21 protein-coding genes are annotated in these 23,522 nt (G+C 71.1%); 14 read left to right on the forward strand and 7 right to left on the reverse strand.

The genetic code is table 11. The annotated features are described in order from the left end of the window. The first annotated feature begins 183 nt into the window (after positions 1 to 183). From pflB to ACS04_RS01535, 9 genes are all read left to right on the forward strand, one after another. Complete coding sequence (gene pflB / locus ACS04_RS01495; protein ID WP_048474651.1) at positions 184 to 2,454, forward strand: formate C-acetyltransferase; 2,271 nt, start codon at positions 184 to 186, stop codon at positions 2,452 to 2,454. A gap of 112 nt (positions 2,455 to 2,566) precedes the next feature. Continuing rightward, on the forward strand, positions 2,567 to 3,352 hold the full coding sequence (gene pflA / locus ACS04_RS01500; RefSeq protein WP_048474586.1) for a pyruvate formate-lyase-activating protein: 786 nt from the start codon (positions 2,567 to 2,569) through the stop codon (positions 3,350 to 3,352). Positions 3,353 to 3,453: 101 nt separating this feature from the next. After that, a complete protein-coding gene (locus ACS04_RS01505; RefSeq protein ID WP_048474587.1) occupies positions 3,454 to 4,593 on the forward strand; it encodes a hypothetical protein in 1,140 nt (379 codons plus the stop codon). Continuing rightward, positions 4,590 to 6,908 (forward strand): molybdopterin oxidoreductase family protein, encoded by a 2,319-nt coding sequence (locus ACS04_RS01510; RefSeq protein ID WP_048474588.1) that lies wholly within the window; start codon positions 4,590 to 4,592, stop codon positions 6,906 to 6,908. Before ACS04_RS01505 ends, ACS04_RS01510 begins: the two co-directional genes overlap by 4 nt. A 7-nt stretch (positions 6,909 to 6,915) precedes the next feature. After that, positions 6,916 to 7,515, forward strand: coding sequence for a 4Fe-4S dicluster domain-containing protein (locus tag ACS04_RS01515; RefSeq protein ID WP_048474589.1), 600 nt, complete (start codon positions 6,916 to 6,918; stop codon positions 7,513 to 7,515). Continuing rightward, complete coding sequence (locus ACS04_RS01520; protein WP_048474590.1) at positions 7,512 to 8,165, forward strand: QcrA and Rieske domain-containing protein; 654 nt, start codon at positions 7,512 to 7,514, stop codon at positions 8,163 to 8,165. The genes ACS04_RS01515 and ACS04_RS01520 overlap by 4 nt, the downstream gene beginning before the upstream one ends. Further along, complete coding sequence (locus ACS04_RS01525) at positions 8,162 to 8,530, forward strand: DUF6755 family protein (RefSeq protein WP_048474591.1); 369 nt, start codon at positions 8,162 to 8,164, stop codon at positions 8,528 to 8,530. The genes ACS04_RS01520 and ACS04_RS01525 overlap by 4 nt, the downstream gene beginning before the upstream one ends. Before the next feature lie 2 nt (positions 8,531 to 8,532). Next, entirely contained in the window at positions 8,533 to 9,966 is a 1,434-nt protein-coding gene (locus ACS04_RS01530) for a NarK family nitrate/nitrite MFS transporter (protein ID WP_245236239.1), read from the forward strand. 67 nt (positions 9,967 to 10,033) lie between these two features. After that, positions 10,034 to 10,249: a hypothetical protein gene (locus tag ACS04_RS01535; protein ID WP_048474592.1), complete on the forward strand. Its 216-nt coding sequence runs from the start codon at positions 10,034 to 10,036 to the stop codon at positions 10,247 to 10,249. 4 nt (positions 10,250 to 10,253) lie between these two features. Here the strand turns inward: ACS04_RS01535 and ACS04_RS01540 are convergent, their stop codons facing one another. The 6 genes from ACS04_RS01540 to ACS04_RS01565 form a co-directional block, all read right to left on the reverse strand. After that, positions 10,254 to 10,775: a large conductance mechanosensitive channel protein MscL gene (locus ACS04_RS01540; RefSeq protein WP_048474653.1), complete on the reverse strand. Its 522-nt coding sequence runs from the start codon at positions 10,773 to 10,775 to the stop codon at positions 10,254 to 10,256. Between the two features lie 174 nt (positions 10,776 to 10,949). Beyond that, complete coding sequence (locus ACS04_RS01545) at positions 10,950 to 11,501, reverse strand: hypothetical protein (protein WP_078864346.1); 552 nt, start codon at positions 11,499 to 11,501, stop codon at positions 10,950 to 10,952. Between the two features lie 194 nt (positions 11,502 to 11,695). Beyond that, entirely contained in the window at positions 11,696 to 12,529 is an 834-nt protein-coding gene (locus tag ACS04_RS01550) for an S-methyl-5'-thioadenosine phosphorylase (RefSeq protein ID WP_048474593.1), read from the reverse strand. An 88-nt stretch (positions 12,530 to 12,617) separates the two neighbouring features. Next, positions 12,618 to 12,923, reverse strand: a complete 306-nt coding sequence (locus tag ACS04_RS01555; protein ID WP_048474594.1) for an FmdB family zinc ribbon protein — start codon at positions 12,921 to 12,923, stop codon at positions 12,618 to 12,620. Between the two features lie 67 nt (positions 12,924 to 12,990). After that, a complete protein-coding gene (locus tag ACS04_RS01560; protein ID WP_048474595.1) occupies positions 12,991 to 14,325 on the reverse strand; it encodes an MFS transporter in 1,335 nt (444 codons plus the stop codon). 406 nt (positions 14,326 to 14,731) lie between these two features. After that, complete coding sequence (locus ACS04_RS01565) at positions 14,732 to 16,189, reverse strand: potassium/proton antiporter (RefSeq protein ID WP_398022449.1); 1,458 nt, start codon at positions 16,187 to 16,189, stop codon at positions 14,732 to 14,734. A gap of 288 nt (positions 16,190 to 16,477) precedes the next feature. Between ACS04_RS01565 and ACS04_RS01570 the strand changes: the two genes are divergently transcribed. Beyond that, entirely contained in the window at positions 16,478 to 19,345 is a 2,868-nt protein-coding gene (locus ACS04_RS01570) for a penicillin acylase family protein (RefSeq protein ID WP_048474597.1), read from the forward strand. Between the two features lie 27 nt (positions 19,346 to 19,372). On the opposite strand, the gene ACS04_RS01575 is transcribed toward ACS04_RS01570, so the two are convergent. Beyond that, the gene (locus ACS04_RS01575) at positions 19,373 to 19,987 is read right to left on the reverse strand and encodes a 5-formyltetrahydrofolate cyclo-ligase (protein WP_048474598.1); all 615 of its coding nucleotides are present in this window, start codon (positions 19,985 to 19,987) and stop codon (positions 19,373 to 19,375) included. 96 nt (positions 19,988 to 20,083) lie between these two features. Between ACS04_RS01575 and galU the strand changes: the two genes are divergently transcribed. From galU to ACS04_RS01595, 4 genes are all read left to right on the forward strand, one after another. Beyond that, positions 20,084 to 20,986: a UTP--glucose-1-phosphate uridylyltransferase GalU gene (galU, locus tag ACS04_RS01580; RefSeq protein WP_048474599.1), complete on the forward strand. Its 903-nt coding sequence runs from the start codon at positions 20,084 to 20,086 to the stop codon at positions 20,984 to 20,986. 4 nt (positions 20,987 to 20,990) lie between these two features. After that, complete coding sequence (gene glp, locus ACS04_RS01585; RefSeq protein WP_048474600.1) at positions 20,991 to 22,331, forward strand: molybdotransferase-like divisome protein Glp; 1,341 nt, start codon at positions 20,991 to 20,993, stop codon at positions 22,329 to 22,331. Between the two features lie 74 nt (positions 22,332 to 22,405). Next, the gene (gene moaC, locus ACS04_RS01590) at positions 22,406 to 22,885 is read left to right on the forward strand and encodes a cyclic pyranopterin monophosphate synthase MoaC (protein ID WP_030156603.1); all 480 of its coding nucleotides are present in this window, start codon (positions 22,406 to 22,408) and stop codon (positions 22,883 to 22,885) included. A gap of 137 nt (positions 22,886 to 23,022) precedes the next feature. After that, entirely contained in the window at positions 23,023 to 23,511 is a 489-nt protein-coding gene (locus tag ACS04_RS01595; protein ID WP_048474655.1) for a MogA/MoaB family molybdenum cofactor biosynthesis protein, read from the forward strand. Positions 23,512 to 23,522: the final 11 nt, after the last annotated feature.

Raw genomic sequence — 23,522 nt, forward strand, 5'->3', positions numbered from 1 at the left:
CACAAGGAAGGTCAGGGTCGTTCGGCCTGACTGAAACCGCAGGTCGAATGCGGTATCGGCGCGGGTGGTCGGTGGAGATGCGGGACCTTCGGACGTCGGATCGGGACCAACGCGGCCCCAAATGATCGATCAAAAGGCGTGCAATGGAGTCAAGCGATGACGCGACGGAAGAAGGTGCCGGCCATGACTGCCCCTGCTGCGCAGACCACGAAGAACGGCGAGGCCTGGGAAGGCTTCAAGGGCGGTTTGTGGCGCGACGCCATCGACGTCCGCGACTTCATCCAGCAGAACTACACGCCGTACGAGGGCGGCGACGAGTTCCTGGCCGGGCCCACCCCCCGTACCACCGCCGTGTGGAAGGCCGTCACCGACACGTTCCCCGAGGAGCGCGCCAAGGGCGTCCTCGACGTCGCGTACGACATCCCCTCGACCATCACCGCGCACGCGCCCGGCTACATCGACCGCGACAAGGACCTGATCGTCGGCCTCCAGACCGACGCCCCGCTCAAGCGGGCCATCATGCCCAACGGAGGCTGGCGCATGGTCGCCGGCGCCCTGGAGACCTACGGCTACCCGGTCTCCGAGGAGCTGGAGAAGGTCTTCACGCAGTACCGCAAGACGCACAACGCCGGTGTCTTCGACGCCTACACCCCCGAGATCCGCGCCGCCCGCAAGGCCGGCGTGGTCACCGGGCTGCCGGACGCGTACGGCCGCGGCCGCATCATCGGCGACTACCGCCGCGTGGCCCTGTACGGCGTCGACCGCCTCATCGCGGTCAAGAAGGAGGAGAAGGAGGAGCTGAACTCCCTCTCCGCGAGCCCCCGCCCGCTGGAGGAGACGATCCGCCTGCGCGAGGAGCTCGCCGAGCAGATCCGCGCGCTCGCCGAGCTCAAGGCGATGGCCGCCTCCTACGGCCACGACATCTCGGGCCCCGCCCGCACCGGCCGCGAAGCCATCCAGTGGCTGTACTTCGCGTACCTGGCCGCCGTGAAGGAGCAGAACGGCGCGGCCATGTCGCTCGGCCGGACCTCCACGTTCGTCGACGTCTACCTCCAGCGCGACATCGAGGCCGGCCTCCTGACGGAGGAGCGGGCCCAGGAGCTCGTCGACGACTTCATCATCAAGCTGCGGATCGTGCGCTTCCTGCGCACGCCCGAGTACGACGAGCTGTTCTCCGGCGACCCGACCTGGGTGACCGAATCCATCGCCGGCATGGGCGAGGACGGCCGCCCGCTGGTCACCCGTACCTCCTTCCGCTACCTCCAGACCCTCTACAACCTGGGCCCGGCCCCCGAGCCGAACATGACCGTCTTCTGGTCACCGCGGCTGCCGCAGGGCTTCAAGGAGTTCTGCGCCCGCGTCTCCATCGACACCTCCTCGGTGCAGTACGAGTCCGACGAGCTGATGCGCCCGCGCTTCGGCGACGACACCGCGATCGCCTGCTGCGTGTCCGCGATGCCGGTCGGCAAGCAGATGCAGTACTTCGGCGCCCGCGTGAACCTCGCCAAGACCCTGCTCTACGCGATCAACGGCGGCCGGGACGAGAAGTCCGGCGCCCAGGTCGGCCCGGCGAGCGGCGCCATCACCTCGGAGGTCCTCGACTACGACGAGGTCATGGCCAAGTTCGACACGCAGCTGGAGTGGCTCGCCGACACCTACGTCCACGCGCTGAACGTCATCCACTACATGCACGACAAGTACGCGTACGAGCGCATCGAGATGGCGCTCCACGACCGCGACGTGCGCCGCACGATGGCCTGCGGCATCGCCGGCCTGTCGGTCGCCGCCGACTCGCTGGCCGCCATCAAGTACGCCAGGGTCACCGCACACCGCGACGGGACGGGCCTGGTCACCGACTACACGGTCGAGGGCGAATACCCGGCCTACGGCAACAACGACGACCGGGTCGACTCCATCGCCGTCCGGCTGGTCGAGGAGTTCATGCGCAAGGTGCGCCGCCACCCGACGTACCGCGGCGCCGAGCACACCCAGTCGGTGCTGACGATCACCTCGAACGTCGTCTACGGCAAGAAGACCGGCAACACCCCGGACGGCCGCCGCGCGGGCGAGCCGTTCTCCCCGGGCGCCAACCCGATGAACGGCCGCGACACGCACGGCTACGTCACCTCGGCGCTGTCGGTCGCGAAGCTGCCGTACGAGGAGGCCGAGGACGGCATCTCGCTGACCAACACCGTCACCCCCGACGGCCTGGGCCGCACCCCCGAGGAGCGGATCAAGAACCTGGCGGGCGTCCTCGACGGCTACATGGCGAGCGACGGCTTCCACATGAACGTCAACGTCCTCGACCGCGAGGTGCTGCGGGACGCCATGGAACACCCGGAGAACCACCCGCAGCTGACCATCCGGGTCAGCGGCTACGCGGTGAACTTCGTCCGCCTCACGCGGGACCAGCAGCTCGACGTGCTGAACCGCACCTTCCACGGCTCGCTGTAACCCCGCGGACGTGCGGTCCGGGGCCGGCCCTCACCCGGCTCCGGACCGCCCGCCAAGGATCTCCCACCGCGATCGAGAAACGACGGACCACAGCTCAAGGGGTGCCCCCGCCATGACCGTCCTGCTTCCCCTCCCCACGACCCCGGCCGCTGCGGCGACCCACCGGCCCAGCGAGGGCTCGGTGCACTCCTGGGACCTGTCCACCGGCGTCGACGGACCCGGCACCCGCTTCGTCACCTTCCTCTCCGGCTGCCCCCTGACCTGCCTGTACTGCCACAACCCCGACACCTGGCGGATGCGGGCCGGCAAGCGCACCTCGGCGGACGAGGTCATCGCCGAGGCCCGCAAGTACACGCGGTTCATCGCGGCCTCGGGCGGCGGCGCCACCGTCTCCGGCGGCGAACCGCTGCTCCAGCCCGTCTTCGCGGGCGAACTGCTGCACCGGCTGAAGCACGAGCTCGCCCTGCACACCGCCCTGGACACCTCCGGCTTCCTCGGCGCGCGGGCCACCGACGCGCTGCTGCGCGATGTGGACCTCGTCCTCCTGGACATCAAGTCCTGGGACCGGGAGACGTACCGGAAGGTGACCGGGCGGCCCCTCCAGCCGACGCTCGACTTCGCCCGCCGCCTCGCCGACCTCGGCAAGGAGGTGCACCTGCGCTTCGTGCTGGTGCCGGGGCTGACCGATGCCCGGGAGAACGTCGAGGGCGTCGCCGCCTTCGCCGCCGGTCTCGGCAACGTCGCGCGGGTCGACGTACTGCCCTTCCACAAGCTGGGGGAGGGGAAGTGGGAGGTGCTCGGCAAGGAGTTCGCACTGCACGACACCCCGTCGCCCACGGCGGAGCAGCTCGCACGGGCCAGGGCGGTCTTCGAGGCCCGGGGGCTGATCGCCGTCTGAGGCGCGTGAGCTGTGCGGGTCCGTGGCGGGATCACTCGTCCGGCCGACCCGCGCCTAGGTCATAACGGGCCTGATCGGTACAGAACGCCTAGCGTGGTGCTGTGTCCGAGCCCTCAGAAGCCCTCGCCGCGGAGCCGCCGCCGTCGCCGTCCGCGCCCTCCTCCGCGCCTCCGCGCCCGTCCGCGCCGCCGCTGACGGGGAGCCTCCCGCCGGCCGGACCGTCCGTCACCGCACGGGCGACGCTGGCCGGCACGGTCGTCTCGCTGCTGCTGATCGCCGCGATCGTGCTCGGCAGCCGGCTCCTGCGCGACTTCGACTCCGCGCTGCTGCCGTACGCCGTCGCCACCGTCTTCCTCGCCTTCGGCGTGGCCTACCGGTACACGGTCTGGGTCTCCGCGCCCGGCGCCCGGCGCCTGTTCAAGAAGGGCTTCGGCAGCTTCTTCTCCGCCGCCAACTTCCGCAAGGCACCCACCGCCGTGCCCCGGATGATCGCCACCTACCTCGGCTTCCAGAAGTTCCTGGGCGCCCGCTCGCGCTCGCGCTGGGCCGCCCATCAGCTGATCTTCTGGGGCTGCCTGCTGGCCGCGGCCATCACCTTCCCGCTCACCTGGGGCTGGTTCACCTTCACCTCCTCCACCGGCTCGGGACCCGGCTACGAGATGCGGATCTGGGGTTTCAAGATCCTCGGCGTCAACGCGCTGAACGTCGTCGGCTGGCTGATGTTCCACGGCCTGGACCTCGCCGCCGTGCTGGTCATCCCCGGGGCCTCGTACTTCCTGTGGCGGCGCATGAAGGACCGCGGTGCCATCACCGGACAGCGCTTCGCCTACGACCTGCTGCCGCTGATCTGCCTGATCGTGATCTCGGTGACCGGGCTGCTGCTGACCTTCTCGTCGATCTTCCTGCACGGCGGCGGCTACGAGTTCCTGGCCCTGCTGCACATGGTGTCGGTGGTGTTCACCCTCATCTACATCCCGTTCGGGAAGTTCTTCCACATCGTGCAGCGGCCCGCCGCCGTCGGCATGCAGCTGTTCAAGTACACGGCCCGCCAGGACGAGCAGGTCTTCGCCTGCAAGCGCTGCGGAGAGCCCGTGGACACCGCCCCGTACGTGGAGAACCTGCGCGCCACGATGCGGGACCTGAAGCTCGACTTCAACGCCTTCGTCGAATACTGCCCGCGCTGCAAGCGGGTCCTGCGCGGCAACGCCTACCTCGCGCACGTCAAGAAGGGCTTCAAGTGACCGCGACGGACCCTCCCAAGCCGGCCCCCCTGCCCCTCGACCCGTCGATCGCCCCGCCCGGCACGCGCAACTTCCGCGACGCGGGCGCGATCCCGGCCGACCAGTGGCACGCCGACCAGAACGGCGAGACCCTCGTCCCCACCCACTGCTGCTTCTGCGGTGTGCAGTGCGGGATGTACCTGCGCGTGGACCGCGGCGGCAAGGTGTTCGGCGTGGAGCCCCGCAACCACGACATCAACCGGATGCGGTTGTGCCCCAAGGGCATCAACGCCTACCAGCAGGTCAACCACCCCGACCGGCTCACCGCCCCGCTGATGCGCCGCTCCCGGGACGAGGAGTTCCGCGAGTGCTCCTGGGACGAGGCCCTGGACTTCACCGTCTCCGAGATCCGCCGCATCCAGGAGGCGTACGGGAACGACGCGTTCGGGCTGCTCGGCGGCGCCAGCCTGTTCTCCGAGAAGACCTACCTGGTCGGCAAGTTCGCCCGGGTCGCCCTGAAGACCAAGCACGTCGACTACAACGGCCGCCTGTGCATGGTCAGCGCCGCGGGCGCCAACAAGCTCGCCTTCGGCATCGACCGGGCCGGCAACCCCTTCTCCGACATCCTCCTCACGGACTGCCTGCTCATCGCCGGGTCCAACGTGGGGGAGTGCTTCCCCGTGATGACCCAGTACCTGTGGGGGGCGCGGGACCGGGGCGCCACGCTGATCGTGGTGGACCCGCGCGAGACGGCCATCGCCCGCACCGCCGACATCCACGTCGCGCTGCGGCCCGGCACCGACTCCGCCTTCTTCAACGCCGTCCTGCACGTGATCGTCGCCGAGGGCCTGACCGACGAGGCCTACCTCGCCGCCCACACCACCGGCTGGGACGAGGTCAAGGCGACCGTCGCGCAGTACCCGCCCACCCGCTCCGCCGAGATCTGCGGGGTGCCCGCGGAGCAGATCGTCCAGGTCGCACGCGTTTTCGCCGGTGCGGGCAAGGCCATGGCCTGGCACGCCCGCGGCATCGAGCACCACTCCCAGGGCGTCGAGAACTGCCTCTCCGTCATCAACCTGTGCGTCGCCACCGGCAACATCGGCAAGCCCGGCGCCGGTTACGGGACCATCACCGGCCAGGGCAACGGCCAGGGCGGACGCGAACACGGCCAGAAGTCCGACCTCCTCCCCGGCGGCCGTTCCATCACCAACCCGGAGCACCGGGCGCAGATCTGCCGGATCTGGGGCATCGAGGAATCCGAACTCCCCGGCGCCGGCACCTCCATGATGGAGATGGTCTGGCAGATGCAGCGCCGGGAGATCCGCGGCCTCATCGGCATCTGCAACAACCCCTTCGTCTCCCTTCCCCACTACGCGGTGGTCAAGGACGGCTACGACACCGCCGAGTTCCACGCCCAGTTCGACTTCTTCCTCTCCGAGACCGCGGCCAACGCCCACGTCGTCTTCCCCGTCACCACCTGGGCCGAGGACGAGGGCGTGATGGCCAACGCCGAGGCCCGCGTGGTCAAGCACAACAAGGCCCAGGAGCCCCCGGCCGGGGTGCGCACCGACACCTGGGTCATCTGCGAGCTCGCCCGGAGGCTCGGAGCCGGAGCGCACTTCGACTTCCCCGGCTCCCGCGAGGTGTTCGAGGAACTGCGGATCGCCTCCGCCGGCACGGTCAACGACTACTACGGCATCACCTACGACCGGCTGGAGGAGACGGGCGGGATCGCCTGGCCCTGCCCCTCCACCGAGCACCCGGGCACACCCCGGCTGTTCGAGGACGGCCGTACCTACCACCCCGACGGAAAGATCCACCTCCAGGTCGTGGAATGGCATCCGCCCATGGACCCCTACACCGAGGAGTTCCCCCTCTCCCTCACCACCGGCCGAACCGTCGCGCACTTCCTCTCCGGCAACCAGACCCGCCGCCTGGGCGCCCTCGTCGAGCAGACTCCCCGCCCCTGGGTGGAGGTCCACCCCTCGCACGGCTTCGGGAACGGCGACCCGGTCCGGGTGGTCACCCGCCGCGGCAGCGAGGTCTTCCCGGCCCTGGTCACCGAGGCCATCCGCCCGGACACCGTCTTCATCCCGTACCACTGGCCCGTCCCGACGGCCGCGAACGCCCTGACCATCGACGCCCTCGACCCCCGCTCGAAGATCCCCGAGTACAAGGTCTGCGCCGCCCGGATCGAGGCCGCCGAGCACGTCGACGAGGTGCCCGCACCGCCCATGGCCTCGGGCCACGAGGCCTACCCGGAGGTCCAGGCCTCCCGCACCGACCGCCTGCCCCCCACGTCCCCGCAGGGCCGTGGCACGGCGGAGAGGAGCTGACCCCGCCATGATGGGCCGCACGATCTTCATCGACCCGGGTCGCTGCATCGGCTGCCAGGCCTGTGTCTCCGCCTGTCGCGAATGCGACTCCCACCGCGGCAAATCGATGATCCACCTGGACTACACCGACCCCGGCATGTCCGTCGCCTCCCTTCCGACCGTGTGCATGCACTGCGAGGACCCGGTCGCCCCCTGCGCCGAGGTCTGCCCCGCCGACGCGATCCTGGTGACCGCCGACGGTGTGGTCCAGCAGGCCGACACCACCCGCTGCATCGGCTGCGCCAACTGCGTCAACGCCTGCCCCTTCGGCGTCCCGAAGATCGACCTCCAGGCGAAGCTGCAGATGAAGTGCAACCTCTGCTACGACCGCACGGCCTACGGCCTGGCCCCGATGTGCGCCACCGTCTGCCCGACCGGTGCCCTCTTCTACGGAACCCTCGAAGAGCTCCAGGCCGAACGCCCCGGTGTCCAGGTCGCCGACTCCTTCGCCTTCGGCGACGTGATGGTCAGCACGGGCGTCGCGATGGTCGTCCCCGCCGACAAGGTCCAGTGGCCCGTCCCCGGCGGCCTGCCCGTCGTCGAGATCAACGGAGTGGATGTCCGATGAGCCTGACCGAACCGCCCCCGCCCGCCACGGGACCGGAACTCGCGGGAGAGGACGCCGCCGAGCGGCTGCGCGACCGGATCAGCGCCGACTCCCTCACCACCCGCCGCGACTACCTGCGGATCGTGGCCACCGTCTCGGGCGGCCTCGCCATCGGCGGCGTGGGCGTCGCCTCCGGCATCCTGCACCGGCACGGCGACAGCGAGAGCCTGCCCCGGACCAAGAAGGTCGCCGACCGGCTGGCGCCGGGAGAGTCCGTCGCCTTCCGCTTCCCCGGAGACGAGGACCGGGCCCTGGCCGTACGGCTGTCGGACGGCGCCCTCGTCGGCTACTCCGCCGTCTGCACCCACCTGGCCTGCGCCGTGCTGTGGCGCGAGGACCGGGGCGCCGACGGGGAGCTGTACTGCCCCTGCCACGAGGGCGTCTTCGACGCCCGCACCGGCGGGGGGACCGCGGGCCCGCCGCCGCGCCCGCTCCCCAGGATCTTCCTGACCGAGGAGACCGACGGCAGCGTCTGGGCCGTCGCCACCGCCCGGTCGGGAGAGTCGGCGCGGGAAGCCCTGTGCCGGCAGTTCGGCGAGGACCGGCCCGACATGGCCCGCCGGCTCGGCTGCCCCGGCGCGGACCGGGCCACCGAGAGCAGGCGCACATGAGCGACGGCGCCCTGCCTCCGCGCCCGGACTACCAGCCGGGCAGCGCCCAGCCCCGCCTGAACCGGCCGGTGCGCGAGCGGTATCCGCAGATCCGCCCCACCAGCGGCTACGGAGACCCGCGGATCCGGCACACGGGCCCCGGTCCGGGCGCCGGCTCCGAACAGGAGCCGGAGCGCTCCGCGAAGCTCAACGCCCGCCTGGCCCTGGCCCTCACGGTCGTGATCGGCCAGCTCTGGGCGCTGACGGTGACCGTCAACGAGTGGATGGAAGGCAACACCGGCACGGCCTGGTGGGCTGCGGGATTCCTGATCCTGTCCTTCCTCGTCGTGCTGGGACTGTGGCTCCTCGACCCGAAGGACCGATGACCATGTCCATACCAACCCCCACGCCCACCCCCTCCCCGGTGCGCTCGCACCGCCGCGAGACCTACAAGCCGGGCGCCACCATCGGCGACTGGCGGCCCGAGGACGAGGGGTTCTGGCAGTCCACGGGCCGTACCGTCGCCCAGCGCAACCTCTGGGTCTCGATCCCGGCGCTGATGCTCGGCTTCGTGGTCTGGCAGGTCTGGTCGGTCACCGTGGTCAAGCTGAACGACGTCGGCTTCGGCTTCTCGAAATCCCAGCTGTTCTGGCTGACGGCCATCCCCGGCATCACCGGTGGCACCTTCCGGATCCTGTACACCTTCATCGGGCCGATCTTCGGCGAGCGGAAGTTCACCGCGTTCAGCACGATCATCCTGATCGGGCCGATGCTGTGGCTGGGCTTCGCGCTCCAGGACACCGGCACCCCGTACTGGGAGCTGGCGCTGATCGCGGCCGTCTGCGGGATCGGCGGCGCGAACTTCGCCTCCTCGATGGCCAACATCGGCTTCTTCTTCCCCAAGCGGGAGAAGGGCAGCGCCAACGGCCTCAACGGAGGTCTGGGCAACCTCGGCGTGAGCGTGGTCCAGCTGGTCGCCCCGCTGGTGGTCACCGCGGCGGTACTGGGCGCCCCCGCGGGCGGTCCGCAGCACGACGCGAAGAAGAACACCGACATCTGGCTCCAGAACGGCGCGTTCCTCTGGGTGCCGCTGCTGGTGATCGTGGCGCTGCTCGCCTGGTTCCTGATGAACGACCTCCGGGTGGCCGCGGCCCCCTTCAGCCAGCAGAAGATCATTTTCAAGCGCAAGCACAACTGGTTGATGACCTGGCTCTACGTGGGCACCTTCGGGTCCTTCATCGGCTTCGCCGCGGGCCTGCCCCTGCTGATCAAGAACAACTTCGAGGCGCAGGGCTACCAGGCGACCACCTATGCCTGGATCGGCCCGTTCATCGGCGCGCTCATGCGCTGGGCCGGCGGCTGGCTCTCCGACAAGATCGGCGGCGCCAGGGTCACCATGCTGTCGTTCGTGGGCATGGCCGCGTCTCTGGTCGTGGTGATCTTCGCGCTGCCCTCGGGTGGCGACCGGGGCAGCTTCTGGGCCTTCTTCATCGGCTTCCTCGCCGCCTTCGCCTTCTCCGGGCTGGGCAACGGATCGACCTTCCGGCAGATCCCGGTGATCTTCCGGGACCAGCACATGCGGGAGGCCCAGGGCCAGGGGCCGGAGGCTCAGGCCGCGGCGCTGAAGCAGTCGGAGATGGAGGCGGGCGCCGTCACCGGCTTCTCCTCCGCCATCGCCGCCTACGGGTTCTTCTTCATCCCCGCGATGTTCGCCGCCATGTCCGTCACGAGCGCGCTGTGGCTCTTCATCGGCTTCTACGCCACCTGCCTGGCCGTGTGCTGGTGGTTCTACGCCCGCCCGGGCGCCGAGGCCCCGAGCTGACCCCGGGCCGCCGGCAGGGCGGGAGCGGGGTCGCGGGCCCAGGCGGGGGCGGCCGTACTCTGGAGGCATGAGCAGCGCCCCCGCTTCCGACCCGCAGTCCCAGCAGCCCGAGCCCCGCCCCGAGCCCGGCCCGCGGCCCAAGCCCCGGCTCGTCTTCGACGACCCGCTGGACCAGCAGTCCTCGGACGACCCCGACCGCGGGTGGGGCGAGCGGCCGGCCTCCGCCGGGAGCGCGGCCGACCTGGCCCGCTTCCTCGACGAGAAGCCGCCGCACCACGTCTGACCCGTCAGTAGCCCTGACCGGGGTGACCGTACTGGCCGCCCTGACCGCCGTACCCGCCCTGGCCACCGGGGGCGGCCTGGCCGCCGTGGCCCACCTGGCCCACCTGGCCGTTCTGGCTGTTCCGGCCGCGCTGGGCGACGAGCTCGTCCCGGATCTCCTTGAGGACCACCAGCTCGGTGATCTCCATGGTCTCCTGGACGCCCTCCCTGGCCTTGCGGCGCTGCTCCATCCTGGCCAGGTACTTCGACATCGGCAGCACCATCAGGAAGTAGACGACCGCGGCGGTGATCAGGAAGGTCAGTGCGGCGTTCAGCACCGAACCCCAGAGGATGTTCACACCGGTGGGCTCCCCCTTCGCGTCGATGCCGCAGGGGGCCTTGAGGCAGGACGTGTAGCCGTCCAGGCTCTTCGTCCCCACGGCGCCGACCACCGGGCTGATGATCCCCTTCACGACCGAGTTCACGATGTTCGTGAACGCGGCGCCGATGACGACCGCCACCGCCAGGTCGACTACGTTGCCGCGCATCAGGAAGGCCTTGAAGCCTGCCAGGACGCCTTCCTTCTTGTTCTCGCTCACGACTGAGCCTCTCTTCGAATCCGCCGAACATGGAGCCAACGGTTCCGAAAGCTACGGCAGTCCGGGCCCGGCGTGTCCAATCGGTGCCCGTCTTGCGGTGACTTGGCTGCACGCACGTCCGATTCAGCACAGTGTCACCGCCAACCGTGCCACCGCGCCCGCCCCCACGAGAGCCCGCGCGGTCTCCCGGGGGACCGACAGGACGACCAGCGCCCCGGCGTCCCCGACACCCTTCTCCGGAGCGGGCACCTCGGCCACGCGCGCACCGGCGGCCACCACCCTCGGCGGCCCCGCGCGCTCCGCCGCGACCACATCCACCCGGTCCCCGGGCCGCAACAGCCGCACCGTCGCCGCGTCCGCGATGCGCACCGGCGCCGACACCCACCGCACCGCCGCCGGCGGCGGTTTCACCGCAGGCGGCGCAGCCGCGCCCCGCGAGGCCTGGGCCGCCTCCGTCCCGCCCACCACCGCCAGCGCGGCCGCCAGTACGGCCAGGCCGGCCGAAGCGGCCCGCCGCCGGCGCCGCACGGCCCGGCGCAGCCGGTCCCCGCCCCGACCGACGCGAAGCGGGGGAAAGGCGGGCACGGGCCGGGCGGGAGGACACGGGGAAGAGGCGGAAGGGGCGGAAGGGTCGTAAGGGGCGGAAGGGAAGGAGAAGCACGAGGACTTGGACATGACGGCCACCACCGGCGAATCGATTTCCGACGCCCGGACCCAGCGCCCGGACACCCCTCACGATCCGCCGCCCCGCCGAATCCCGCTCACCCCTGTGGACAATCCCCAGCCTGTGGACAACGCCATCACCCACACGAGTGGCCGCCCCGCCGACGTCGGCCCGACGACCGCCCGTCCTCGTTTCCCCGTACCCGCTACGGCAGCTCGATGCCGAGGTCCCAGCCGTCGTGGGCGTGGGTGCACAGGCAGGCGCGGGACTCCGTCGCGGGAAGGGCGGAGACCGCGTCGAAGAGCACCTCGCGCAGGCGGTCGACGTTCTCGCCGAACACCTTCAGGACCTCCGTGTGGGACACGCCCTCACCCGTTTCCGCGCCCGCGTCCAGGTCCGTGACCAGCGCCATCGACGTGTAGCAGAGACCCAGCTCGCGGGCGAGGACCGCCTCCGGGTGGCCTGTCATGCCGACGACCGACCAGCCCATCGCCGCGTGCCACTTCGACTCGGCGCGCGTCGAGAAGCGGGGCCCCTCGACGACGACCATCGTGCCGCCGTCCACCGGCTCCCACGCGCGGCCGCGCGCCGCCGCCAGCGCCACCGAGCGGCCCACCGGGCAGTACGGGTCGGCGAAGGTGGTGTGCACGACGTTCGGGACGGATCCGTCGGGCAGCGGCTCGCCGTCGAAGAAGGTCTGGGCGCGGGACTTCGTACGGTCGACCAGCTGGTCGGGAACGAGCAGCGTGCCCGGGCCGTACTCGGTGCGCAGGCCGCCGACCGCGCACGGGCCGAGCACCTGGCGGACGCCCACCGAGCGCAGCGCCCACAGGTTGGCCCGGTAGTTGATCTTGTTGGGCGGGAGCTTGTGGCCGCGGCCGTGGCGGGGGAGGAACGCGACCTGGCGTCCGGCCAGCTCACCGAGGAAGAGGGAGTCGCTCGGGGGCCCGTACGGGGTGTCCACCCGGACCTCGCTGACGTCCTCCAGGAAGGAGTAGAAGCCCGAGCCGCCGATGACACCGATCTCTGCGTTAGCCATGCCGCCACCCTAGCCGGGCATGCGCAAGGCCCCGCCGCCCGGAAGGGGCTGCGGGGCCTTGCGAAGAACGGACGGGATCAGGCGGCGATCAGGCGGCCGACGTCGAGCTGCTGCTCGCGCTGGAGGACGACGAGGACGACGAGGACGTCGACGAAGCGGCCGGGGCGGCGGCAGGCGTCGACGGCTTCGACGAGGCAGGCGTGCTGCTCGACGAGGCGCCGCGGCTGTCGTTCCGGTAGAAACCGGATCCCTTGAAGACGATGCCGACCGCGGAGAACACCTTCTTCAGGCGTCCCTGGCAGTTCGGGCACTCGGTCAGTGCGTCATCGGTGAACTTCTGCACGGCCTCAAGGCCCTCGCCGCACTCGGTGCACTGGTACTGGTAGGTCGGCACGAATTTCCTCCTGGCACTCTGACTCGATGAGTGCTAACGACGTTCCATGGTGACGTATTCCGGCCGATCAGTCCACCGTCACCGGCACGCGGTGACCGACACCACGCTCGTTCACCCGCGCGGCAGGGACCTCCGGGGCGCCGGCGGCGGGCGTTCCCGCCGACGAGCTGATGATCCGGCTCGGCGCTTTCGGGGCCAGGCTCGACCGCAGCGCGAGCAGGGTCGCCAGCGCCAGCACGGTGCCCGCCATGGGCACCAGGAAGCCGTACGAGGACCCGTGCGCGTCCGTCAGGCGCCCGGCCACGGTCACGGCGGTGGCCTGACCGAAGGCGACGGCGCCGGTGAGCCAGGTGAAGGCCTCGGTGCGGGCGTTCGCCGGGATCAGGGACTCGATCATGGTGTAGCCGGTGATCAGGGCCGGGGCGATGCACAGGCCGACGACCAGGCCGAGCGCGCCCAGCAGGATCATGGAGTGCGCGGTCCACAGGACCGAGGCGGCCACGGTGAGGCCGGCGTAGCCGAGCAGCAGCCGGCGGCGCGGGCCGATCTTCCAGGCGATGGCGCCGCAGGCGATGCCCGCGGTCATGTTGCCGGCCGCGAAGACGCCGTACAGCAGACCGTTGGCGCCCGGGTTGCCGATCTCGTTGGAGAAGGCGGCGAGCGAGACCTGCATGCCGCCGAAGACGGCGCCGATGCCGAGGAAGGCCACGATCAGGACGCGCAGGCCCGGGAAGGACAGCGCGGAGGCGTGCTTCTCGCCCCCGGCCGCCACGGTGTGGAGCTTCGGCTGTGTGGCGCGCTGCGCGGCGAAGACCAGACCGCCGGCCAGCGTCAGCGCCGCCTCGGTGATCAGGCCGGCGGCCGGGTGGACGCCGGTGCACAGGGCGGTGGCCAGCACCGGGCCGACGACGAAGGTGAACTCGTCGGTGACGGACTCGAACGCGGCGGCCGTCGGCAGCAGCGGGGAGCCCTCCAGCCGGGCGGCCCAGCGGGCCCGGACCATCGGCCCGACCTGCGGGACGGAGGCGCCGGCGGGGACGGCCGCCAGGGCCAGCGCCCACACGGGAGCGCCCAGCAGCGCGAGCACCACGAGGGTGGAGACGGCGGCGGAGTGCATGAGGACGACGGGGACCAGCACGGCGCTCTGGCCGCGGCGGTCGGTGAGCTTGCCCATCACCGGGGCGGACAGCGCCATCGAGACGCCGGTGACGGCGGCGACGATGCCGGCGCTGCCATAGGAACCAGTGGTGTGCTGGACCAGCAGCAGGATGCTGATGGTCAGCATGCCGAAGGGGAGCCGGGCGGCGAATCCCGGGAGAACGAAGCCGATGGCGCCGGGCGTGCGAAGGAGCTGCCCGTAGCCGGGGCGGGCGGACGTGTCGGTCGTGACCGCGGATGTCACGGCCTGGCCTTTCCGCTGCCTGGTAGAGCGTCCCCGTCTGCGGACGGTGTGCCGCCTCGTGAGCGACCGCACCCGTACATGTGGGAGCCCCGAGAGCTGTCCTCTTGCGCAGAACCGAGTGATACCTGGGCGCCCACTGCGGGAGGGAGCCACGGCCGCTTTGCGGTCGCGCCAGCTCTGCGTCAGGCAGAGTTGGTTCGATGTGGTGTGCCTTTATCGTACAGGCAGACCCGGTGTGTGTCCTGTGATTCCGGCGACATGTGGTGTCTTCACCTGCGATTAACTGGAAGTTCGCATTCCGGGGCCCATGAAAGCGGGGTGAAACCGCCCGCAAACCCCGAAAACACAGAATTAGAACGACACTCTAACGCTCTGTTGACGTCAGGTCCGGGGCCCGCGCCCCGTCTCAGTGCCCGTTCGTGCCCGTTCCCAGCCAGCCGGCCAGCTTGCCGCCCCGCGCCACCGCCCGCAGCCGGGCCTCCGCCGCGTCCCGTACCGGATCCGTGGCCACCACCAGCAGCTCGTCCCCGCGCCGCAGCACGGTCGAGGGCAACGGTACGAAGCTCTTCGCGTCCCGGACCACCAACGTCACCGACGCCCCCGGCGGCAGCCGCAGCTCGCTCACCTCGACGCCGTGCATCCGCGAGGCCTCGGGAATGGCGAAGGACAGCAGGTGTCCGCGCAGCTTCTCCAGCGGCGCCGACTCGATCCCCAGGTCTGCCGCTCCCTCGTCGCCGGCCCCGAGCTCCAGCTTGCGGGCGAGCCAGGGCAGGGTCGGCCCCTGGACCAGGGTGTAGACGACGACCAGCACGAAGACGATGTTGAAGACGCGTTCGCTCCCCTCGATCCCGGTCACCATCGGGATGGTGGCCAAGATGATGGGTACGGCGCCGCGCAGCCCCGCCCACGACATCAGGGCCTGCTCCTGCCAGGGGATCCGGAAGGGCAGCAGGCTGAGGAAGACCTCCAGCGGGCGCGCCACCATCGTCAGCACCAGCCCGATCACCACGGCGGGCCAGAAGTCGTTCACCAGCTCGTGCGGGGTGACCAGGAGCCCGAGCAGGACGAACATGCCGATCTGGGCGATCCAGCCGAGCCCGTCCGCGAACCCCCGCGTCGCGGGCCAGTGCGGCAGCTTCGCGTTGCCGAGCACCATCGCGGCCAGGTAGACGGCGAGGAAGCCGGAGCCGTGCGCCATCGCGCCGGCCGCGTACGCCGACACCGCGATCGCCATGACGGCGATCGGGTAGAGGCCGGAGGCGGGCAGGGCCACGTGCCGCAGGCCGTACGCCCCCAGGAAGCCCACCGACAGCCCGATCGCGACGCCGATCAGCAGCTCCAGGGCGATCTTGCCGACCAGGACGTACCACTGGTCCACCGGGCCCACCGTCGCGAAGGCGACGACCAGGATGACGACGGGAGCGTCGTTGAAGCCCGACTCCGCCTCCAGCACACCCGTGATCCGGGAGGGCAGCGGGACCTTGCGCAGTACGGAGAAGACGGCCGCGGCGTCGGTCGAGGAGACGACCGCGCCGATCAGCAGGGACTGCCGCCAGTCCAGCCCGACCAGGTAGTGCGCGCCCGCGGCCGTGACGCCGACGCTGATGGCGACGCCGACGAGCGACAGCATGATCGCCGCCGGCAGCGCCGGTCTGATCTGTTTCCACTTGGTGCCCAGACCACCCTCGGCGAGGATCACGACGAGCGCGGCATAGCCGATGACCTGGGTGAGCTCGGCATTGTCGAAAACGACGTTGCCTATGCCGTCCTGGCCTATCGCTATGCCTATGCCGAGGTAGATGAGCAGGCTGGGGAGGCCGCTGCGTGAGGAGATGCGTACCGCCGCGACGGCGACGAGCAGCACGAGCGAGCAGACCAGCAGGAGCTCATTGAGCGTGTGGACGGTCAGCGGGCGGCCCTTTCCTCAAGCGCCCGGCGGAACGTTCCTCCAGGCGACAAGTCCGGCAAGATCGGCAGGTACTTCGTTACCTTACCTAATATTTGACGCGCTCTTTACGCGATACCCACATTGTGAAACGCCTGTTCGGCCCTGTCCTCGTCACCTCGACCCCTGGCGGATCAACGGACCCGGTGCTGCGCCTATGGTTGCTCCCAGCACTCCCAGGACCACCCTGCCCCTCTAAGGACAGCGATGCCCGCCAACGAAACCGCTCCTCCCGTCAAGAAGAGGGGACGACGCGCCCGTCTGATCGTGCTCGTGCTGGTCCTGGCGCTCCTGTCGGGCTTCGGGTACGGGACGTACTGGAGCATGGACAACGTCCGCGCCTCGTTCCCCCAGGCCACCGGCAGCCTCAAGGTTCCCGGGCTGGCCGGGACCGTCGAGGTCAAGCGCGACTCCCACGGCATTCCCCAGCTCTACGCGGACAACGACGACGACCTCTTCCGCGCGCAGGGCTTCGTCCACGCCCAGGACCGCTTCTGGGAGATGGACGTCCGGCGCCACATGACCTCCGGCCGGCTCTCCGAGATGTTCGGCGACGGCCAGGTCGAGACGGACGCCTTCCTGCGCACGCTCGGCTGGCGCCAGGTCGCGCAGGCCGAGTACGACACGAAGCTGTCGCCCGAGACGAAGAAGTACCTCCAGGCCTACGCCGACGGGGTCAACGCGTATCTGAAGGGGAAGTCCGGCAAGGACCTCTCCGTCGAGCACGCCACCCTCAAGCTCAGCGACGACTACCAGCCCGAGCAGTGGACGCCGGTGGACTCGGTGGCCTGGCTCAAGGCCATGGCCTGGGACCTGCGCGGCAACATGCAGGACGAGATCGACCGCGCGCTGATGGCCAACAAGCTCACGCAGGCGCAGATCGACGAGCTCTACCCGCCGTACCCCTTCGACCGCAACAAGCCGATCGTCGACGCCGGCAAGATCGAGGGCGGCAAGTACGCGCCCCAGGGCTCGGCCGCCGGCTCCAACGGCTCCGGCAAGGGCTCCGGCGGCAGCACCGCCACCGGCTCGCAGGCCTCGACCGGCGCGCAGGGCCCGGCCGCCCCCACGGCCCCCACGGCACCCACCGCCCCCACCGGCCTCGCGGACGACACCACCGCCCAGGGCGCCACCGTGGGCCTGCGCAAGTCGCTGACCTCCCTCGCCGCGACCCTGGACAAGGTCCCGGCGATCCTCGGCCCCAACGGCAGCGGCATCGGCTCGAACTCCTGGGTCGTCTCCGGCCAGTACACGACCACGGGCAAGCCGCTGCTCGCCAACGACCCGCACCTGTCCCCGCAGCTGCCCTCGGTCTGGTACCAGATGGGCCTGCACTGCCGCACGGTCTCCAACCAGTGCAAGTACGACGTCGCCGGCTACACCTTCTCGGGCATGCCCGGCGTGATCATCGGCCACAACGCCGACATCGCCTGGGGCATGACCAACCTCGGCGCCGACGTCACCGACCTGTACCTGGAGCAGGTCAAGCCCGAGGGCTACGTCTACGACAACAAGGTGGTCCCCTTCACGACCCGTGAAGAGGTCATCAAGATCGCGGGCGGCAAGAGCAAGAAGATCACCGTCCGCACCACCAACAACGGTCCGCTGATCTCCGACCGCAGCGACGAGCTCGGCACGGTCGGCAGCCGCGCCCCCGTCTCCAGCTCGGCCCCCGACCGCGGCAACGGCTACGCCGTCGCCCTGCGCTGGACCGCCCTCGATCCGGGCAAGTCCATGGACGCCGTCTTCAGCCTGGACCGGGCCAAGGACTTCGCGAGCTTCCGCGCCGCCGCCCGCGACTTCGAGGTGCCCTCGCAGAACCTGATCTACGCCGACAACAAGGGCGCCTCCGGCAACATCGGCTACCAGGCCCCCGGTCGCATCCCGGTGCGCGGCGCCGGCGACGGCCGCATGCCGGCCCCGGGCTGGGACTCCAAGTACGCCTGGAAGGGCGGCAAGGACGGCAACGCGGGCTACATCCCGCAGGACGAGATGCCCTACGACTACAACCCGGCGCGCGGCTACATCGTCACCGCGAACCAGGCGGTCGTCGAGAGCGGGACCGGGGCGGGCAAGTACCCGTACGTCCTGACCACCGACTGGGGCTACGGCGCACGCAGCCAGCGGATCAACGACCTCATCGAGGCGAAGACCAAGGACAACGGCAAGATCTCCACCGACGACATGCGCACCATGCAGATGGACAACGGCAGCGAGATCGCCGCGCTGCTGACCCCGATGCTGGCCAAGATCGAGGTCTCGGACCCGGACGTGCGCTCCGCGCAGAAGCTGCTGGAGGGCTGGAACTACACCCAGGAGCCCGACTCGGCGGCGGCCGCGTACTTCAACGCGGTGTGGCGCAACATCCTCAAGCTGTCCTTCGGCGACAAGATGCCGAAGGAGCTGCGGATCGAGGGCAGCTGCATGAACGTCCAGGAAGAGAGCAGCGGCCCGGTCGACGACCTGGCCAAGACGGTCCGCGAGTGCGGTGCGCGCGACGCCGACTCGGCACAGCCGGACGGCGGCGACCGCTGGTTCGAGGTGGTCCGCCGCCTGGTCAAGGACGAGAAGTCGGCCTGGTGGCAGACGCCGGCCGCCCGCAACCAGCCGGCGACCGCCACCCGCGACCAGCTGTTCGCGCGGGCCATGAAGGACGCCCGCTGGGAGCTGACCGCCAAGCTGGGCAAGGACCAGTCCACCTGGAGCTGGGGCCGCCTGCACCAGCTGACGCTGAAGAACCAGACCATCGGCACCGGGGGCCCCGGCTTCATGCAGTGGCTCCTCAACCGCGGCCCGTGGAACCTGGGCGGCGGCGAGGCCACCGTGAACGCGACCGGCTGGAACGCCTCCAGCGGGTACGGGGTCACGTGGGTCCCGTCGATGCGCATGGTCGTGAACCTCAACGACCTGGACAAGTCGCGCTGGATCAACCTGACCGGCGCCTCGGGCCACGCGTACCACGACAACTACACGGACCAGACGACGATGTGGGCCAAGGGCGAGCTGCTGGACTGGCCCTTCGGCAAGGAGGCCGTGGACAAGGCGACCACGGAGACCCTGACGCTCAAGCCGTGACGGTTCCCAAGACGTGGGTGACGGCCCTCAAGCCGTGAACCTGACCACCCCCGACGGGGTGGCCACCGCCTGAACGGGGTGGTCGTGCGGTTCCTCCGGGACCCTCGCGACCACCTCTTCGTCATAGAGGAGCACGACCAGCGCGGGATGCGCCCCGGCGCGCGCCAGGCGCGCGAGCACCCGGTCGTACGAGCCCCCGCCGCGCCCCAGGCGCATCCCGCGCCCGTCCACGGCCAGCCCGGGCAGCAGCACGGCGTCGGCCCCGGTGACCGCGTCCGGCCCGAGCCGGGGCCCGGCCGGCTCCAGCAGCCGCATCTTCCCGGGGTGCGCGGCCTCGGCCAGGCTGCCCGGGCCCTCGTACGCCGCCCAGTCGAGGTCGTTGTCGGGCAGCAGCACGGGCAGCAGCACCCGCTTCCCGGCGGCGAGCAGGGCGTCCAGGAGATCGCGGGTGCCCGGTTCGGAGCCGACGGAGACGTACGCCGCCACCGTCCGCGCCCCGGCCAGCTCGGGCAGTTCACAGGCGGAGCGGGAGAGCGCGCGGGCCGACGTACGCAGGGCATCGGCGGACAGGGCCCGGCGGGCGGTGAGGAGTTCCCGGCGCAGCCGGGCCTTTTCGGACGGGTTCGGCGGTTTCTCTACCACAGCTGACTCTGAATTCCCTTCAAATCGGGGCAATGTCGGATCTATTCACCGGAATCAAGCCCGGAGCGGTCCGCGTGACCCACTATCGTTCTGCCCATGACTCAGTTGCACCCTGTGATCAAGAAGGCCGTGATCCCGGCCGCAGGTCTCGGTACCCGCTTCCTTCCGGCGACGAAGGCGACGCCCAAGGAAATGCTCCCCGTCGTGGACAAGCCGGCCATCCAGTACGTGGTCGAGGAGGCCGTGTCGGCCGGCCTGGACGACGTCCTCATGATCACAGGACGTAACAAGCGCGCCCTCGAAGACCACTTCGACCGCAACTACGAGCTGGAGTCGGCCCTCATCGCCAAGGGCGACGACGACCGCCTGAAGAAGGTCCAGGAGTCCAGCGACCTGGCCACCATGCACTACGTCCGCCAGGGCGACCCGCGCGGCCTCGGCCACGCCGTCCTGTGCGCCGAGCCGCACGTCGGCGACGAGCCCTTCGCCGTCCTCCTCGGCGACGACCTGATCGACCCCCGCGACCCGCTGCTGCGCCAGATGACCGACGTCCACGCCCGCACCGGCGGCACCGTGATCGCCCTCATGGAGGTCGACCCCGCCAGCGTCCACCTGTACGGCTGCGCCGCCGTCGAGGCCACGGACGAGGCCGACGTCGTCCGGATCACCGGCCTCGTCGAGAAGCCCGACCCGGCGGACGCGCCCAGCAATTACGCGGTCATCGGACGGTACGTCCTCCACCCCGCGATCTTCGACATACTGCGGGAGACCGAGCCGGGCCGCGGCGGGGAGATCCAGCTCACCGACGGCCTGCAGAAGCTGGCCGCCGACGAGACCGTGGGCGGCCCGGTGCACGGCGTGGTCTTCCGGGGCCGCCGCTACGACACCGGGGACCGCGGGGACTACCTGCGGGCCATCGTCCGACTCGCCTGCGAGCGGGAGGACCTCGGCCCGGAGTTCCGCACCTGGCTTCACCGTTACGTCACGGAGGAGATGTAGGAACGTGAGCAGCCGCGCACCGCAGGACACCGGCCGGGACGCCCAGCGCCTGTGGTCGGTCGACGAGCACCTCGCTGACGTCCTCGCCGCGATCCGGCCGCTGGAGCCCATCGAGCTCCAGCTGCTCGACGCCCAGGGCTGCGTCCTGGTCGAGGACGTCACCGTGCCCGTCGCGCTCCCGCCCTTCGACAACAGCTCCATGGACGGCTACGCCGTCCGCACGGCCGATGTCCAGGGCGCGAGCGAGGAGTTCCCCGCGGTGCTGACGGTGATCGGGGACGTGGCGGCGGGCAGCGCCGAGCTGCCCACCGTCGGCCCCGGCCAGGCCGCCCGCATCATGACCGGCGCCCCGCTGCCCCCCGGCGCGGAGGCCGTCGTACCGGTCGAGTGGACCGACGGCGGTACGGGCGGCGGCGCGGCCGTCGGCATGACCCCGGCCAGCGCGGCCCCCGAGCGCTCGGGCGGCGAGGTGCGGGTGCACCGGGCCGCCGAGGCGCGGGCCCACGTCCGCGCGCGCGGCAGCGACGTCCAGGCCGGTGACCTCGCGCTCGCCGCGGGCACCGTCCTCGGCCCGCCGCAGATCGCGCTGCTCGCCGCCATCGGGCGGGGCACCGTACGGGTGCGCCCGCGCCCCCGCGTCGTCGTACTCTCCACCGGCAGCGAGCTGGTCCAGCCGGGCGAGTCGCTGGCCGCGGGGACGATCTACGATTCGAACAGCTTCGCGCTGGCCGCGGCCGCGCGCGACGCGGGGGCGATCGCCTACCGGGTCGGGGCCGTGGCCGACGACGCCGAGACCCTGCGCTCCACCATCGAGGACCAGCTGATCCGAGCGGACCTGCTGGTGACCACCGGCGGCGTCAGCGTCGGCGCGTACGACGTGGTCAAGGAGGCGCTGACCTCGGTCGCCGCCGCGGACGACGGGGCCGACGGCGGCCTGATGGACTTCCGCAAGCTGGCGATGCAGCCCGGCAAGCCACAGGGCTTCGGCACCATCGGCCCGGACCACACCCCCCTGCTGGCCCTGCCCGGCAACCCGGTGTCCTCGTACGTCTCCTTCGAACTGTTCGTGCGGCCCGCGATCCGCGCGCTCATGGGCCTGGCCGACGTCAGCCGGCCCAGCGTGCGGGCCGTGCTGGAGGCCGACAAGGCGCTGGGCTCCCCGGCCGGCCGCCGGCAGTTCCTGCGCGGCACGTACGACGCGCAGAAGGGCACGGTCAGCCCCGTCGGAGGATCGGGCTCCCACCTGATCGCGGCCCTGGCCCACGCCGACTCCCTGATGGTCGTACCGGAGGACGTCACCTCGCTGGAGCCGGGGGCCGAGCTCGAAGTGGTCCTGCTCGGCTGAAGTACGGCCGGTGCGGGTAGCGTGTTGCACCACACAGGCCCTTGCGGGGCCCGGAGCGGGAGCGGCACGAACCTATGACCACGCACAGCAGGCTGACGCACATCGACGAGGCCGGCGCGGCCCGGATGGTGGACGTCTCGGAGAAGGACGTCACGACGCGGACGGCACGGGCCAGCGGCCGCGTGCTCGTCTCCGCGCGGGTGATCGAGCTGCTGCGCGGCGAGGGCGTGCCCAAGGGCGACGCCCTCGCCACCGCGCGGATCGCCGGGATCATGGGCGCGAAGAAGACGCCCGACCTGATCCCGCTCTGCCACCCGCTGGCCGTCTCCGGCGTGAAGGTGGACCTCTCGGTCGCCGACGACGCCGTCGAGATCCTCGCCACCGTCAAGACGACCGACCGTACGGGCGTCGAGATGGAGGCGCTCACGGCCGTCGCCGTCGCCGGGCTCACCGTGATCGACATGGTGAAGGCCGTCGACAAGGGCGCCGTCATCACGGACGTCCGGGTGGAGGAGAAGACCGGCGGCAAGTCCGGCGACTGGACGCGCGCGTGAACGCCCCGCGCGGCGGCGACGCCTTCAGCCACGTGCCCGTACCGGCCGGCGGCAGCGGGCCGGCGGCCCGGTCCGCCGAACCGGATGCGGCGGGCGCGGGGCGCGAGCCCGGGCCCGAGCGCGCCCCGCGCGCCCTCGTGGTCACCGCCTCGAACCGCGCCTCGGCGGGCGTGTACGCCGACCGGGGCGGGCCGTTGCTGGCCGAGGGGCTGGAGAAGATCGGCTTCGCGGTGGACGGCCCGCGGGTCGTCCCCGACGGGGACCCGGTCGAGCAGGCGCTGCGCGAGGGCGTGGCCGCCGGGTACGACGTCATCCTCACCACCGGCGGCACCGGCATCTCGCCCACCGACCGCACCCCGGACGCCACGGCCCGGGTGCTGGACTACGAGGTCCCGGGCATCCCGCAGGCCATCCGTGCCGAAGGCCTGGCCAAGGTGGCGACCGCGGCCCTGTCCCGGGGGCTGGCGGGCGTGGCCGGGCACACGCTGATCGTGAACCTGCCGGGCTCGCCGGGCGGGGTGCGCGACGGCCTGGCCGTCCTGGCCCGCATCCTGCCGCACGCGGTGGACCAGATCCGGGGCGGCGACCACCCCAGACCGGCGGAGCCCTACGGGAGCACGAGCTGAACGGACCCACC

The organism is Streptomyces roseus, assembly GCF_001044425.1.
Lineage (GTDB): Bacteria > Actinomycetota > Actinomycetes > Streptomycetales > Streptomycetaceae > Streptomyces > Streptomyces roseus.

Coding starts and splice junctions, on each gene's coding strand:
- ACS04_RS01570 (WP_048474597.1), top strand. CDS start 16,478: ATGCCCGCCAACGAAACCGCTCCTCCCGTCAAGAAGAGGGGACGACGC.
- ACS04_RS01535 (WP_048474592.1), top strand. CDS start 10,034: ATGAGCAGCGCCCCCGCTTCCGACCCGCAGTCCCAGCAGCCCGAGCCC.
- ACS04_RS01540 (WP_048474653.1), bottom strand. CDS start 10,775: ATGCGCGGCAACGTAGTCGACCTGGCGGTGGCGGTCGTCATCGGCGCC.
- ACS04_RS01525 (WP_048474591.1), top strand. CDS start 8,162: ATGAGCGACGGCGCCCTGCCTCCGCGCCCGGACTACCAGCCGGGCAGC.
- ACS04_RS01530 (WP_245236239.1), top strand. CDS start 8,533: ATGTCCATACCAACCCCCACGCCCACCCCCTCCCCGGTGCGCTCGCAC.
- ACS04_RS01545 (WP_078864346.1), bottom strand. CDS start 11,501: ATGTCCAAGTCCTCGTGCTTCTCCTTCCCTTCCGCCCCTTACGACCCT.
- ACS04_RS01515 (WP_048474589.1), top strand. CDS start 6,916: ATGATGGGCCGCACGATCTTCATCGACCCGGGTCGCTGCATCGGCTGC.
- ACS04_RS01520 (WP_048474590.1), top strand. CDS start 7,512: ATGAGCCTGACCGAACCGCCCCCGCCCGCCACGGGACCGGAACTCGCG.
- pflB (WP_048474651.1), top strand. CDS start 184: ATGACTGCCCCTGCTGCGCAGACCACGAAGAACGGCGAGGCCTGGGAA.
- ACS04_RS01550 (WP_048474593.1), bottom strand. CDS start 12,529: ATGGCTAACGCAGAGATCGGTGTCATCGGCGGCTCGGGCTTCTACTCC.
- moaC (WP_030156603.1), top strand. CDS start 22,406: ATGACCACGCACAGCAGGCTGACGCACATCGACGAGGCCGGCGCGGCC.
- pflA (WP_048474586.1), top strand. CDS start 2,567: ATGACCGTCCTGCTTCCCCTCCCCACGACCCCGGCCGCTGCGGCGACC.
- galU (WP_048474599.1), top strand. CDS start 20,084: ATGACTCAGTTGCACCCTGTGATCAAGAAGGCCGTGATCCCGGCCGCA.